The 15,308-nt window shown below is 71.6% G+C and carries 9 protein-coding genes; 8 read left to right on the top strand and 1 reads right to left on the bottom strand.

Annotation, left to right across the window (positions count from 1 at the left end; all coding sequences use genetic code 11):
- Nucleotides 1-48: 48 nt before the first annotated feature.
- Entirely contained in the window at nt 49-732 is a 684-nt protein-coding gene (locus LIU39_RS13270; RefSeq protein WP_227046877.1) for a DUF899 family protein, read from the bottom strand.
- A 321-nt stretch (nt 733-1,053) separates the two neighbouring features.
- Between LIU39_RS13270 and LIU39_RS13265 the strand changes: the two genes are divergently transcribed.
- The 8 genes from LIU39_RS13265 to treS all read left to right on the top strand — a co-directional run bounded on the left by LIU39_RS13265 (nt 1,054) and on the right by treS (nt 15,052).
- Nucleotides 1,054-1,713 (top strand): DUF4328 domain-containing protein, encoded by a 660-nt coding sequence (locus LIU39_RS13265; protein ID WP_227046876.1) that lies wholly within the window; start codon nt 1,054-1,056, stop codon nt 1,711-1,713.
- Nucleotides 1,714-1,848: 135 nt separating this feature from the next.
- Entirely contained in the window at nt 1,849-3,018 is a 1,170-nt protein-coding gene (locus LIU39_RS13260) for a methyltransferase (RefSeq protein ID WP_227046875.1), read from the top strand.
- A gap of 42 nt (nt 3,019-3,060) precedes the next feature.
- Entirely contained in the window at nt 3,061-4,920 is a 1,860-nt protein-coding gene (locus LIU39_RS13255; protein WP_227046874.1) for an ABC transporter transmembrane domain-containing protein, read from the top strand.
- Nucleotides 4,917-6,806, top strand: coding sequence for an ABC transporter ATP-binding protein (locus LIU39_RS13250; RefSeq protein ID WP_227046873.1), 1,890 nt, complete (start codon nt 4,917-4,919; stop codon nt 6,804-6,806). The genes LIU39_RS13255 and LIU39_RS13250 overlap by 4 nt, the downstream gene beginning before the upstream one ends.
- A 291-nt stretch (nt 6,807-7,097) precedes the next feature.
- On the top strand, nt 7,098-9,122 hold the full coding sequence (locus LIU39_RS13245; protein ID WP_227046872.1) for a M4 family metallopeptidase: 2,025 nt from the start codon (nt 7,098-7,100) through the stop codon (nt 9,120-9,122).
- A 286-nt stretch (nt 9,123-9,408) separates the two neighbouring features.
- Nucleotides 9,409-11,037 (top strand): M4 family metallopeptidase, encoded by a 1,629-nt coding sequence (locus tag LIU39_RS13240; protein ID WP_227046871.1) that lies wholly within the window; start codon nt 9,409-9,411, stop codon nt 11,035-11,037.
- Between the two features lie 296 nt (nt 11,038-11,333).
- On the top strand, nt 11,334-13,337 hold the full coding sequence (locus LIU39_RS13235; protein WP_227046870.1) for an alpha-1,4-glucan--maltose-1-phosphate maltosyltransferase: 2,004 nt from the start codon (nt 11,334-11,336) through the stop codon (nt 13,335-13,337).
- The gene (treS, locus tag LIU39_RS13230; RefSeq protein WP_227046869.1) at nt 13,334-15,052 is read left to right on the top strand and encodes a maltose alpha-D-glucosyltransferase; all 1,719 of its coding nucleotides are present in this window, start codon (nt 13,334-13,336) and stop codon (nt 15,050-15,052) included. Before LIU39_RS13235 ends, treS begins: the two co-directional genes overlap by 4 nt.
- Nucleotides 15,053-15,308 lie beyond the last annotated feature (256 nt).

The following is a 15,308-nucleotide window of genomic DNA, read 5'->3' as shown; positions in this document are numbered from 1 at the left end:
CGTGCGCGCTGCCGGCCGTGCTCTGCGGGTGGTGACCGCTGCCGGAGGTCAGTGGCCGAGGTTCGGGTACCAGTCTCCGCGGCCCTGCGGGGTCAGGTCGAGGAGGTGCCAGACGGGGGCCAGGAGGTCGATGCCGCGCTCACCGATGTCGTCGGCCAGGCGCGGGTGGGCGGAGTAGCGATGGCGGACCGTGCCGTCGCCGTCGCGGGTGAAGACGGAGACGGCGGAGTCCTGCTCGCCGTCCTTGTCCTCGCTGCCCAGGTCGTACTTGAACGTGCTGTCGCCGCAGCTCAGGAGCCGTAGCCGGTGCCAGCCACGGTGGCGGGCGTGCTGCCGCAGGGCGGGCGGGCCCGCGGCAGCGGCGAGGGCGAAGTCGGCGTTGCGGGCGACGTGGTGGGCGATGCCGTTGAAGCCGTCGATCCACAGGGTGCACATCGGGCAGGGCTCGGTCTGCAGCTTGCCGTACATCAGGTGGTAGACGATCAGCGGGCGGTCCGGAGCGGTGAACAGCCCGCTCAGGGTGACCTCGCGGACCGGGGTGTCGCCTGCGTCGAGGTCGGCGGGGCCCTCGGTGAAGACGTAGTCGTCGACGGGCGGCCCCTGCGGAAGTGCCCGCCGCCGGGCCGCGACCTGCTCGCGGTGGCGCATGAGGTCGATCTCGGCCCGGCGCAGCTCTTCGCGGGCGGCAAGGTAGTCCGCCGATTCCCCGGCCAGTCTGGTGTGCCGCAACATCGCGTCCTCCTGGGGCAGCCGTCCCCCTCCGGTCCCCGTGCCCCCGGACCAGCCCCTCAAGTCTATGGCGGCTCCGAGGCCCGCCGACAGTTGAACCGGAGGCCGTCCGGTGTGCCGATCCGCGAGTGGGCCGGGAGGTCAGGGAGGACCGGGTGCACCGGACACCGGAAGCCGGCCGCAGAGTTTCATATGACTCAGGATCACGTGACGGGTACCGCAAGCAAGTTGACCACTCCAGCCGAACGCAGACCAACCGGCCGATGGGCCGGCTGCGTCAGCCCTGCCTGGCATCCGCGGCCTTCCGTGCGCCAGGATGCCCGGGTGAACGATCACATAGCGTCGCCCTCCCTGCGCCCGGTGCGCGGAGCCGCCCGCTGCGCCGTCGCCGCCCTCGCCCTCGCAGCCGCCGCCTGGGTGGCCCGAGGACTGTGGCAGTTCCAGCTCGCCAGGTCCGGGATGCCCGCTTCCGGGCCGCCGGACCAGGGCGACGGCAGGCACCGCCCGCTGACCGCCCTGGAGAACGCCTACCACCTCGTCAGCGCCCTGGGAGACGCGGCCACGGCGCTCTGCGCGATTGCCTTCCTGGCCTGGCTGTGGCGCGTACGGGACAACGCCCGCGCCCTCTCGGGGCAGCCGCCGCGCTACGCCTGGCCATGGGTCTACGCAGGCTGGATCGTGCCCGTCATGAACCTTTGGGTGCCCCGCGGCATCGTCGCCGACATCCACCGCGCGAGCGCCCCCGGGGAGCGGCTGCCGCGCGCCGTGAACTGGTGGTGGGGCCTGTGGCTCGCCGGGCTGAGCGGGCTGGGCCCGAACTACGCGGACTCGACGGACAAGGTCATCGCACGCGCCTACGAGGGTGCGCCGCTGCTCCTGGCCGGTGACGCGGCCGTCGTCGGCGCGGCGTTGGCGGGCATCTTCGTCGTCCGCGCCCTCACCGCGGCGCAGCCGCAACGCGGCAATGAACCAAAGCGGCAATGAGCCCCTGCGGCACGACTCCGGCCGGGCCCGCGACGCGGGCACCACAGGTCACCCGCGGTAACCGCCGCTCGGGCGGCCGGTGGCCCGGCGGCCCCGCCGCGTGCCCTGCCCGCTCTCGGCTAGCCTGAGCCCACGATGAACCGTTTCACGACGTCCTGGGGTGCGTTCGACCTCACCCGCTTCCCCGAAGACCCCCGCGACACGCTCCGCGCCTGGGACGCCGCCGACGCGTACCTGCTCCAGCACCTCGCCGAGACCGAGGCGGATACCGAGCCCGAGGCCGCCCCCCGCTCCCCCGGCACCACCGTCGTCCTCGGCGACCGGTGGGGCGCCCTGGTCACCGCGCTGGCCGCCCGGCGCCCGGTGCAGATCACGGACTCGTACCTCACGCAGCGGGCGACGGTGGCGAATCTGCGGCGCAGCGGCGCCGACCCGGAGGCGGTACGGCTGCACTCCGTGCTGGACACTCCGCCGGAGCGGATCGACCTGCTGCTGGTCCGCGTGCCGAAGAGCCTCGCGCTGCTGGAGGACCAGCTGCGCCGGCTGGCGCCCGCCGTGCACGCCGGCACCCGCATCGTCGGCGCGGGCATGGTCACCGAGATCCACACCTCGACCCTGAAGCTGTTCGAGCAGATCCTCGGCCCGACCCGGACCTCCCTCGCCGCCAAGAAGGCGCGGCTGATCTTCTGCACACCCGATCCCGGCCTCCCCCGCACCTCCAGCTCCTGGCCGCGCAGCTATCCGCTGCCGGCGGACGTCGGGGTCGTCTCGGGCCGTACGGTCACCAATCACGCCGGTATCTTCTGCGCCGACCGTCTCGACATCGGCACCCGCTTCCTGCTGGAGCATCTGCCCGCGGGCCGGGGCGCCGGGCGGGTGGTGGACCTCGGCTGCGGCAACGGCGTGGTCGGTACCGCGATGGCGCTGGCCGATCCGGAGGCCGAAGTGACCTTCATCGACGAGTCGTTCTCGGCCGTGGCATCGGCGCGGGCCACCTTCGCGGCGAACGCGCCCGCCACCGCGAAGGCCGAGTTCGTCGTCGGCGACGCGCTGTCGCAGGTGCCGGCCGGTTCGGTGGACCTGGTGCTCAACAATCCGCCGTTCCACAGCCATCGCGCGACGTCCGACGCGACCGCCCGCAGCATGTTCGGCGGGGCGCGCGCCGCGCTGCGCCCCGGCGGCGAGCTGTGGGTCATCGGCAACCGCCACCTCGGCTATCACGTACGGCTGCGCCGTCTCTTCGGCAACTGCGAAGTGGTCGCGTCCGACCCGAAGTTCGTGATTCTGCGGGCCGTCAGGCGCTGACGTCGCCATCGGCGCCGCGGCCGCCTCGCATAGGGTGCGGGCATGTGCGCCCCTGCTTCGGACCTGTGGGACGCGGTGGAGCCGGCCGCATCCGGCCGTGGGACGGCGGGCCCCGGCGTGCCGGACCGTCGCGGCCCCGCGCGCTATCTGTGGTGGCTGACCCGTAGCCAGCTGCGCCGGGTCGCCGCCGGTGCGACGTTCGGCAGCCTGTGGATGGTCGGGCTGATGGTGCCGCCGTACGTGCTCTCCCGCGCCATCGACGAGGGCCTGGCCCCGGGCCGGACGGGGCCGCTGCTCGGCTGGAGCGGCGTCCTGCTGGCCTCCGGGGTGCTGAATGCCTTCCTCGCGATCATGCGGCACCGCACCATGACCCGGATCCGGATGGACGCCACCTTCCGTACGGTGCGGGTCGTCGTCGCGCACACGCTGCGGCTGGGGGCCGCGCTGCCGCGGAGTGTGACGGCGGGTGAGGTGGTCACGATCGGCATCGGGGATGTCGCCGTGATCAGTCAGACGCTGACGCTCACCGGCCCCGGCGTCGGCGCCGTCCTCGCGTACGGGGTGGTGGCGGCCCTGCTGCTGCCGGTGTCGGGGCTGCTCGCCGCGCTGGTGCTGCTGGGTGTGCCGCTGCTCGCGGTGCTGGTGGGGCCGCTGCTGGGGCGGTTGCAGGGCGCCGAGTCCCGCTACCGCGAGCGTCAGAGCGGTCTTGCCGCGCGGCTGACGGACCTGGTCGGCGGCCTGCGGGTGCTGAGCGGCCTCGGCGGCAAGGAGGCGTTCGCCGAGCGGTACCGCAGGGAGTCGGACGCGCTGCGCGCCGAGGGGTACCGGGTCGGCGCGGTGACCAGCTGGATCCAGGCGCTCGGAGTGGGCCTGCCGACCCTGTTCCTCGCCGCCGTGGCCTGGCTCGCGGCCCGGATGGCGGCCCAAGGCACGCTCAGCGTGGGCGAGTTGGTGGCGGTGTACGGCTATACGGCGGCACTGGTGGCGCCGGTGTCGTTCCTCATCGAAGGGGGTTACGACGTCACCCGGGGCCTGGTCGCCGCCCGCCGCGTGACGCGCTTCCTGGACCTGGAGCCGCCGGCCGACGGCGGGCCCGGCCGCAGCGCGGCGGACGGCCCCGCGGTGCCGTCCGCACTGCACGATCCGGAGTCCGGTGTCGAGGTGGTGCCCGGGGCACTCACCGCGCTGGCATCGGACCGGCCCGCCGATGCGGCCGCGGTCATCGACCGGCTCGGCGGATTCGCGGACTCGGCCGCCACCTGGGGCACGGTACGTCTCGACAGCATCGGCCTCGCGCGGCTGCGGGAGCGGATCCTGGTCGCCGACAACGAGGCGGAGCTGTTCGCCGGCACGCTGCGCGAGGTGATCTCCGGACGGCGCGAGCGGGACGCGGCGGCCGTGGACCGTGCCCTGCACACCGCCGTCGCCGACGACATCGTGCGCGGGCTGCCGGACGGGCTGACTGCGCAGGTGGCGGCGGGCGGCCGCAATCTCTCGGGCGGGCAGCGGCAGCGGGTCCGGCTGGTGCGGGCGCTGCTGGCCGACCCCGAGGTGCTGCTCGCCGTGGAACCGGCATCGGCCGTCGACGCGCACACCGAAGCGGCCGTCGCCGCCCGGCTGCACGCCGCCAGGTCGGGCCGCACGACCGTCGTCACCAGCACATCGCCGCTGCTGCTCGACCGCGCCGACACCGTGTACCACCTGGTCGGCGGCCGGGTCGCGGCGGTCGGCAGCCACCGTCAACTCCTCGCGTCGGAGCCGGAATACCGCAGGCTGGTGGCGCGCGGCGAGGACGACCCGGGGGCCGCGGGCCTCCGGAGTGGCCAGGTAGGCGTACCGGAGGACGACGGCCGGGAAGCGGGCCCGGCCGTGGACGGCGTACGGGCCGAGGAGGCCCGGTGACCGGAGACCCCAAGGCCGTACCGGACGGCGCGCTGCCGGTGGCCGGGCCGCGCAGGACCGGGCGGGCCGCGCTCCGGCTGGTCCGCCGGGACGGCCGTGCCTTCGCCGCGCTGCTCGCCCTGAACGCGCTGGCCGCGGCCGCGGGTCTGGCCGGGCCGTGGCTGCTCGGCAGGATCGTCGACGCGGTGCGGGCCGGCGGCGGCGTCGGCGCGGTGGACCGGCCGGCGCTGGTGATCCTGGGCTGCGCGCTGGCCCAGCTGGTGCTGGTGCGGTACGCGCGCTACGTCGGCCACCGGTTCGGCGAGCGGACGCTGGACCGGGTGCGCACGGAGTTCGTCGACCGGGCGCTGGCGCTGCCCGCGGCGACCGTGGAGCGGGCGGGCACCGGGGATCTGACGGCTCGCGGGACGACGGATGTCGCCACCGTCGGCAGGACGCTGCGCGATGCGGCGCCCGAGGTGTCCGTCGCCGTGGTCCAGGTGCTGTTCCTGCTCGGTGCGGTGGTGCTGCTCGATCCGCTGCTCGGCGCGTGCGGGGCGGGCCTGCTGGGCAGTGGGTTCGCGGTCCGCTGGTATCTGCGCCGGGCGCGCGAGGCGTATCTGGCGGAGGGTGCGGCGCAGTCGGCGCTCGCCGAGCTGCTCGCGGCGACGGCGGCGGGCGCCAGGACCGTCGAGGCGCTCGGGTTGCAGGAGCGCCGCGCGGCGGCCTGCCAGGAGGCCATCGAGCGCTGCCGGCGGACGCGGATCCGGACGCTGTTCCTGCGCAGCGTCGTGTTTCCCGCGGTGGACGTCTCGTACACGGTCCCGGTCGTCGCGGTGCTGCTGGTGGGCGGGGCGCTGCACGGCGCCGGGATGGTGAGCCTGGGGGTGGTGGTGTCGGCCGCGCTGTATCTGCGGCAGGTGTCGGCGCCGATGGACACCGTCCTGCTCTGGGTCGAGCAACTCCAGAGCAGCGGCGCCGCGTTCGCGCGGGTGGAGGGGCTGGGCGCGGCCACGGAAACCACGGACGGCACGGACGGCACAGGAGCCTCGGAGACCGCTCCGCCCCGTACCGCCCCACAGGTCCCGCTGCCCTCCCCCGCCGACGGTCACCGCAACGACCGCCACGGACCGCACGGTTCCCCCGGTGCCACCGGCCGCATCGACGTCACCGGCGTGCGCTACGCCTATCCCGGCGGGCCTGGCGACGAGGTACTGCGCGGGGTCGATCTGTGCGTGCGGCCGGGCGAACGGCTCGCGCTCGTCGGCCCTTCCGGCGCGGGCAAGTCCACGCTGGGCAGGCTGCTCGCCGGGATCGACGCGCCGTGCGGCGGGTCTGTGACGGTCGGCGGGGTGCCGGTCGCCGAGCTGGCTCCCGAAGTCCTGCGGCGGCAGGTCGTCCTGGTGACTCAGGAGCACCATGTGTTCCTGGGGACGGTCCGGGAGAATCTGCTGATCGGCGCACCGGCCGCGGCCGACGCCGAGCTGCACGCCGCGCTCGCCACCGTCGGGGCGGACTGGGCGGCGCGGCTGCCCGCGGGCCTGGACACCGAGCTGGGCCCCGGCGGGCTGCGCCCGGACGGTGCGCAGTCCCAGCAACTCGCCCTGGCGCGGGTGCTGTTGGCGGATCCGCACACGGTGATCCTGGACGAGGCGACGGCGCTGCTGGATCCGCGGACCGCCCGGCACGCCGAGCGCGCGCTGGCCGCCGTGCTGGCGGGCCGTACGGTCATCGCCATCGCGCACCGGCTGCACACCGCGCACGACGCGGACCGGGTGGCGGTCATGGCGGCGGGCCGGCGGGCCGAACTCGGCACCCATGACGCGCTCGTGGCGGCCGGCGGCGCCTACGCGGCCCTGTGGCATTCCTGGCACGGAGCCGGTGACCGGCCCGCGGCGGACGCCTGAAGGGCCCCCGCCGCGCTTTCCCGTCATCTGTCCGTAATCCGGAGGTGAATTCCGAGCAACGGACGGTTTCCGGCCATTTAGTTGAAGAGACCCTGACAACAACGCCGGGACGGTGGCACTCTTCCCCGCAACCGCCACGCGGACCCCACAGCTCACCCCGCGCGGCAGTCGGCACCACGTCTCCCCCCACACGCTCCATGTGTTCTGCCTCGCTCTGCCCGGACGGCCACCCAGCCGCCCGGTCCCCCTCGGTAGCGGCCACCGTGCCGCAGCCCCGCAGAAGGAGTCAGTGTGAGACGCACCCCCCATCAGCGCGCCGCAGCGACCGGCGCGCTCGTCGCCGTCACGGCGATGCTGGCCGTCGGCGTACAGGCCGGCACCAGCACGGCAGCCGCACCGCAGCCCGGCACCCCGCACGCCAAGCCGGCCCCGGGCGCCCTGCCCGCCCCGCTCTCCCCGTCCCAGCGCGGCAAGTTGATACGCGACGCCGGCGCCGCCACGGCGACGACGGCCGAGCAGCTCAAGCTCGGCGCCCAGGAGAAACTGCTCGTCAAGGACGTCTCGAAGGACGCCGACGGCACCACCCACACCCGCTACGCACGCACCTGGGCCGGGCTGCCGGTGCTCGGCGGCGACCTGATCGTGCACGAGAGCAAGGCCGGCGCGGTCAAGAGCGTCACCAAGCCGCTGCGTGCGCAGCTGACGGTCCCGACGACGACGGCGAAGGTCACGCCGTCCGCCGCCGCGTCCAAGGCCGTCAAGTCCGCGCAGGCGCAGGGCTCCGAGAAGACCAAGGCCGACAAGGCGCCGCGCAAGGTCGTCTGGGCCGCCGACGGCACCCCGCGGCTCGCGTACGAGACCGTGGTCGGCGGGCTCCAGGACGACGGCACGCCCAACGCGCTGCACGTCATCACCGATGCCACCACCGGCGCCCGGATCTTCCAGTACCAGGGCATCGAGAACGGCATCGGCAACAGCGAGTACAGCGGCAAGGTCACGCTGGGGACCTCCGGTTCGGGGTCCTCGTACACGCTGACCGACAACGGCCGCGGCGGGCACAAGACCTACAACCTCAACCACGGTTCGTCCGGCACCGGCACCCTCTTCACCGACGCGGACGACACCTGGGGCGACGGCACGCCGCAGAACGCCCAGACCGCCGCCGTGGACGCCGCCTACGGCGCGGCCGAGACCTGGGACTACTACAAGAACGTGCACGGCCGCACCGGCATCCGCGGCGACGGCGTCGCGGCGTACTCCCGTGTCCACTACGGCAACAGCTACGTCAACGCCTTCTGGGACGACAGCTGCTTCTGCATGACGTACGGCGACGGCAGCGGCAACGCCCGTCCGCTGACCGCGCTGGACGTGGCGGGCCACGAGATGTCGCACGGCGTGACCGCGGCGACCGCGGGGCTCATCTACAGCGGTGAGTCCGGCGGCCTGAACGAGGCGACGTCCGACATCTTCGGCACGGCCGTGGAGTTCTACTCCAACACCGCCGAGGACCCGGGCGACTACCTCATCGGCGAGAAGATCGACATCAACGGCGACGGCACCCCGCTGCGCTACATGGACAAGCCGTCCAAGGACGGCGCATCGGCCGACTACTGGTCGAGCAGCGTCGGCAACAAGGACGTGCACTACTCGTCCGGCGTCGCCAACCACTTCTTCTACCTGCTGTCCGAGGGCAGCGGCGCCAAGGACATCAACGGCGTCCACTACGACAGCCCGACCTACGACAACAAGCCGGTCCCCGGCATCGGGCGGGCCAACGCGGAGAAGGTGTGGTTCAAGGCGCTCAGCCAGTACATGAGCGCCAACACCAACTACGCGGCGGCCCGTACCGCCACCCTGAAGGCCGCGGCCGACCTGTTCGGCCAGGGCAGTGCCTCGTACAACACCGTCGCCAACACCTGGGCCGCGGTGAACGTCGGCTCCAGGGTCGACGACGGCACCAACCCCGGCGGCGACAAGGTCTACGAGAGCACCGGCGCGGTCCGGATCCCGGACGGCGGCGCGGCGGTGACCTCGCCGATCACGGTCACCCACACCGGCAAGGCACCCAACGCCCTGAAGGTGTCGGTGGACATCACCCACTCCTACCGCGGTGACCTGGTCATCGACCTGATCGCACCGAACGGTTCGAGCTACCGGCTGAAGAACGCGAGCACGTCCGACGGCGCCGCCGACGTCAAGCAGACCTACACCGTCGACGCCTCGTCACAGGCCGCCGCCGGCACCTGGAAGCTGCGGGTGCAGGACCTGTACCGCTACGACTCCGGCACGCTCAACGGCTGGAAGCTGACGTTCTGACGGTGCGACGGCACCAGGAGGCCACTTCGGTGTGGCACTCCTGACCCCCGATCGCCATCGCACCACAACTGAACTGCACAAACAGCGAGTTGGGCGTCGCTCCCGGAGCATCGGGGGCGGCGCCCGACTCCGTTATACGGACAGCGATCTTCTCTCTACGGACGAATTTCGGCCAACCTTCGCGCGCCCTCCTGACATGCACGCGTTCGAATGGCAGTCTTCCCGACGCACGTCACACCCGCATCGCTTTGCACCCCCACCACTTGGCAAAGTTGAAGGAGCACGCGTGACCCCCCGCATATCCCGTAAGACCCGCGTTACCGGTGCCGTCGTCGCCGCCGCGGCCCTGCTCGCCGCCGGCATCACCGCCGGCACCGCAGGCGCCTCGCCCGCGCAGACCGACCGGAGCGGCGCCCCCCTGAAGCTCACCGCGTCGCACCGCGCCGAGCTGCTCCGCGACGCGAGCGCGACCAAGGCGCAGACCGCGAAGGACCTGGGCCTGGGCTCGCAGGAGAAGCTGGTCGTCAAGGACGTCATCAAGGACGCCGACGGCACCACCCACACCCGCTTCGACCGCACCTACGCCGGACTGCCGGTGCTGGGCGGCGACATGGTCGTGCACACCGCCAAGGGCGGCGCCGTCAAGAGCACCACCAAGTCGACCGACAAGACCATCAAGGTCGCCTCCCTCACGCCGAAGATCGCCGCGTCCGCCGCCGCGAAGAGCGCGCAGGGCGCAGCCGCCAAGTCGATCAGCGCGAAGCAGACCGGCGCGCAGGCCGCGAAGAAGGTCGTCTGGGCCGCGTCCGGTTCGCCGGTCCTGGCGTACGACACGGTCGTCAAGGGCGTGCAGAAGGACGGCACCCCCAGCCGGCTGCACGTCATCACCGACGCCAACAGCGGCAAGAAGCTGTTCCAGTACGACGAGATCCACACCGGCAAGGGCGAGAGCGAGTTCAGCGGCACCGTTGACCTCGGCACCACCAAGGAAGGCAGCGGCTACACGCTGACCGACGGCGGCCGCGGCGGTCACAAGACCACCAACCTCGAAAACGCCGAGGACGGCGAGGGCAAGGCGTTCACGGACGACGACGACAACTGGGGCACCGGCAAGCCCGACGACCCGCAGACCGCGGCCGTCGACGCGCACTACGGCGCGGCCGAGACCTGGGACTACTACAAGGAGGTGCACGGCCGCACCGGCATCAAGGGCGACGGCAAGGGTGCCTCCTCGCGCGTCCACTACGGCAACAACTACGTCAACGCCTTCTGGGACGACAGCTGCTTCTGCATGACGTACGGCGACGGCGAGGGCAACAAGGCCCCGCTCACCGCCATCGACGTCGCGGCGCACGAGATGTCGCACGGTGTCACCTCCGCCACCGCCAACCTCACCTACAGCGGTGAGTCCGGCGGCCTCAACGAGGGCACATCGGACATCTTCGGCACCGCGGTCGAGTTCTACGCGAACAACAAGTCCGACCCGGGCGACTACCTCATCGGCGAGAAGATCAACATCAACGGTGACGGCACCCCGCTGCGCTACATGGACAAGCCCTCCAAGGACGGCCAGTCGCAGGACAACTGGGACTCCAACACCGGCAACCTCGACCCGCACTACTCCTCGGGCGTCGCCAACCACTTCTTCTACCTGCTGTCCGAGGGCAGCGGCGCGAAGGAGATCAACGGCGTGAAGTACGACAGCCCGACGGCCGACGGCTCGAAGGTCACCGGCATCGGCCGGGACAAGGCCGAGAAGATCTGGTTCAAGGCCCTGACCGAGTACATGACCTCGAACACCGACTACAAGGCCGCCCGCGAGGCGACCGTCAAGGCCGCCACCGACCTGTACAAGGCCGGCAGCGACGAGGTCAAGGGTGTCGAGGCCGCGTGGAACGGCGTCGCCGTCAAGTAACGCTGCACACCACGGCGTTCGGAAGACCGCCGGCCGCTCCGGGGTACCTGTGACGTGACCCGGAGCGTGGGCGGTGTCCGGATCCGGCGGACGGCCGGGGAGAGATCCCCGGCCGTCCGCCGTTTTCGTGCACCGCCCTTCGGCACGTCTCGCCGCTTCCGCCCGCAAGGCCCCGGCCCCGGCCCGCCAACCGAGTGAAGGGCACCGGCCCCCCGATGCCCGCCTCCCGCCACATCTCTATCAACCGGATAGAAAGGACAAAATTCTGCAAAACATGACAACTCTCTGGTGATCCCATGATCGGTCGCATCCCTGTTCTGGACATCCGCCCGCAGATCGACTGCGGCCGCCGCCCGGCCAAGGCGGTGGTCGGCGAGACCTTCGCCGTCTCGGCCAGCGTCTTCCGCGAGGGCCACGACGCGGTCGCCGCGAACGTGGTCCTGCGCAACCCCGCAGGCCGCTGCGGCCCCTGGACACCGATGCACGAACACCGCCCCGGCACCGACCGCTGGAGCGCCGAGGTCGCCCCGGACGTCGAGGGCCGCTGGACGTACACCGTGGAGGCGTGGTCGGACCCGGTCACCACCTGGCACCGGAACGCCGCCGTCAAGATCCCGGCCGGCATCGACACCGAGACGGTCCTCGCCGAGGGCGCGGCCCTCCTGGAGCGGGCGGCCGGCGACGTCCCCAAGAGCGAAGGACGCGAGCCGGTGCTCGGCGCCGTCGACACCCTGCGCGACACCGCGCTGCCCGCCGCCACCCGCCTCGCCGCCGCCCTCGCCCCCGACGTCACCGCCGCACTCGGCCGCCACCCGCTGCGCGAACTGCTCACCGTCTCCCGCCCGATGCCCCTGGTCGTCGAGCGCCGCCGCGCGCTGTACGGCTCCTGGTACGAGCTGTTCCCGCGCTCCGAGGGCGCCACCACCGCGCCGGACGGCACGAAGACCAGCGGCACCCTGCGCACCGCCGCCGAACGGCTGCCCGCCGTCGCCGCGATGGGCTTCGACGTGGTCTACCTCCCGCCTGTGCACCCCATCGGCACCTCCTTCCGCAAGGGCCCCAACAACACCCTGACCGCGGGCCCGCACGACGTCGGCTCCCCCTGGGCCATCGGCTCGCCCGACGGTGGCCACGACGCGCTCCACCCGGACCTCGGCACCTTCGAGGACTTCGACCACTTCGTCCGCACCGCCCGCGACCTGCGGATGGAGGTGGCCCTCGACTTCGCGCTGCAGTGCTCGCCCGACCACCCCTGGGTCACCCGGCACCCCGAGTGGTTCCACCACCGCGCGGACGGCTCCATCGCGCACGCCGAGAACCCGCCGAAGAAGTACCAGGACATCTACCCGATCGCCTTCGACACCGACTTCCGTGGCCTGGTCCGCGAGACCGAACGGCTGCTGCGCTTCTGGATGGCCAAGGGCGTCCGCATCTTCCGCGTCGACAATCCGCACACCAAACCGGTGCTGTTCTGGGAAAAGGTGCTCGGCGACATCAGCCGCACCGACCCCGACGTCCTCTTCCTCGCCGAGGCGTTCACCCGCCCGGCGATGCTGCACACCCTCGCTCAGATCGGCTTCCACCAGTCGTACACCTACTTCACCTGGCGCAACACCAAGCAGGAGCTGGCCGACTACCTCACCGAGCTGTCCCGGGACAGCGCCGCACACCTGCGGCCGAACTTCTTCGTCAACACCCCCGACATCCTGCCCGGTTACCTCCAGAGCGGCGGGCGCACCGCCTTCGAGATCCGTGCGGTGCTGGCCGCCACCCTCTCCCCGTCCTGGGGCGTCTACGCCGGCTACGAGCTGTGCGAAGCCACCCCCGCCGAGCCCGGCAGCGAGGAGTACCTCGACTCCGAGAAGTACGAACTCCGGCCGCGCGACTGGGCCGCCGCGGCCCGCGGCCCGCACAGCCTCGCCCCGCTCCTCACCACCCTCAACCGCATCCGCCGCAGGCACCCCGCACTCCAGCAACTGCGGTCCCTGCACTTCCATCACGTCGACCACGACTCGGTGCTCGCGTTCTCCAAACGTGAAGGTCACGGCAGTGCAGCGGACACCGTCCTGACCGTGATCAACCTCGACCCGCACCACACCCACGAGGCGACGGTGTCGTTGGACATGCCGGAACTCGGCCTCGGCAGGCACGAATCCTTCCCGGTGCGCGACGAGCTCACCGGCGACACCTACCACTGGGGCAGGGACAACTATGTACGCCTTGGTCCGGGCCGCTCGCCGGCGCCCGCCCATGTGCTGTCCCTGCGACCGTCCTCACCGATCGGAGGGTCACCCAATTGATCGTCAATGAGCCCGTGCACGACACATTCGAGGACACCCCGGAAAAGGACCGCGATCCCGACTGGTTCAAACGGGCCGTCTTCTACGAGGTCCTGGTGCGTTCCTTCCAGGACAGCAACGGCGACGGCGTAGGCGACCTCAAGGGCATCACATCCAAACTCGACTATCTGCAATGGCTGGGAGTGGACTGCCTCTGGCTCCCGCCGTTCTTCAAATCCCCGCTGCGGGACGGCGGCTACGACGTCGCCGACTACACATCGGTACTCCCCGAATTCGGCGACCTGGCCGACTTCGTGGAATTCGTCGACGCCGCACACCACCGCGGCATGCGCGTCATCATCGACATGGTGATGAACCACACCAGCGATCAGCACCCGTGGTTCCAGGAATCCCGTACCGACCCGGAAGGGCCGTACGGCGACTACTACGTCTGGGCCGACGACGACAAGCAGTACGCCGACGCACGCATCATCTTCGTCGACACCGAAGCCTCCAACTGGACCTTCGACCCGGTGCGCAAGCAGTACTACTGGCACCGTTTCTTCTCCCACCAGCCGGATCTCAATTACGAGAACCCGGCGGTCCAGGAGGAGATGATCTCCGCACTGCGGTTCTGGCTCGACCTCGGCATCGACGGCTTCCGGCTCGACGCGGTGCCCTACCTCTACGCCGAGGAGGGCACCAACTGCGAGAACCTGCCGCGTTCGCACGGCTTCCTCAAGCGGGTGCGCGCCGAGATCGACGCGCACTACCCGGACACCGTGCTGCTGGCCGAGGCCAACCAGTGGCCCGAGGACGTCGTCGACTACTTCGGCGACTACTCCGTCGGCGGCGACGAATGCCACATGGCGTTCCACTTCCCGGTCATGCCCCGCATCTTCATGGCGGTACGCCGCGAATCCCGCTATCCGGTATCGGAAATCCTCGCCAAGACCCCGGCGATTCCGTCCGGCTGCCAATGGGGCATCTTCCTGCGTAACCACGACGAGCTGACCCTCGAAATGGTGACCGACGAAGAGCGCGACTACATGTACGCGGAATACGCCAAGGACCCGCGCATGCGGGCCAATATCGGCATCCGTCGGCGCCTGGCCCCGCTGCTCGACAACGACCGCAATCAGATCGAACTCTTCACGGCCCTGCTGCTCTCCCTGCCCGGCTCGCCGATCCTCTATTACGGCGACGAAATCGGCATGGGCGACAACATCTGGCTGGGCGACCGCGACGCGGTGCGCACACCGATGCAGTGGACGCCGGACCGCAATGCCGGATTCTCGTCCTGCGACCCCGGCAGGCTTTCACTCCCGACCATCATGGATCCCGTCTACGGCTATCAGGTCACCAACGTCGAGGCCGCGATGAGTTCGCCCTCCTCGCTGCTGCACTGGACCCGCCGGATGATCGAGATCCGTAAGCAGAACCCGGCGTTCGGCCTCGGCAGCTACACCGAACTCCCCTCCACCAACCCGGCGGTCCTGGCCTTCCTGCGCGAGTCGCCGGGAGCCGGCGGGGCCGACGACGACCTGGTGCTGTGCGTGCACAACTTCTCGCGCTTCGCCCAGCCGACGGAGCTGGACCTCCAGGAATTCAGCGGCCGCCACCCGGTCGAGCTGATCGGCGGGGTCCACTTCCCCGCCATCGGACAGCTGCCGTACCTGCTGACCCTCGCGGGCCACGGCTTCTACTGGTTCCGGCTGCGCAAGAACGCCGGATAGCGCCCCGCCCCACCCGGCACGGGACACCGAGAAATCCGCCCGTACGCGGCCACCCGGCGCGTACGGGCGTTCCTTTTCGGGCGGCGGCTCTTCCGGGCCCGGTCACGGCACGGGCGGACCGCCCCCGGGAGCAGCGGCCGCCGCCCCGCCCGCGCACCGCCGCCGTCCGCACACCATCCGGCGCCCCGGACTCCGTCTGGGGGTACCCCCACCGCGCCGCCGCACAGACCAGGCCGCATTCCGGGACACTTTGCGC

The sequence above is a fragment of the Streptomyces pinistramenti genome, assembly GCF_020564935.1.
GTDB classification, from domain to species: Bacteria; Actinomycetota; Actinomycetes; order Streptomycetales; family Streptomycetaceae; genus Streptomyces; species Streptomyces pinistramenti.
This window is presented reverse-complemented; position numbering and strand designations above follow the sequence as displayed.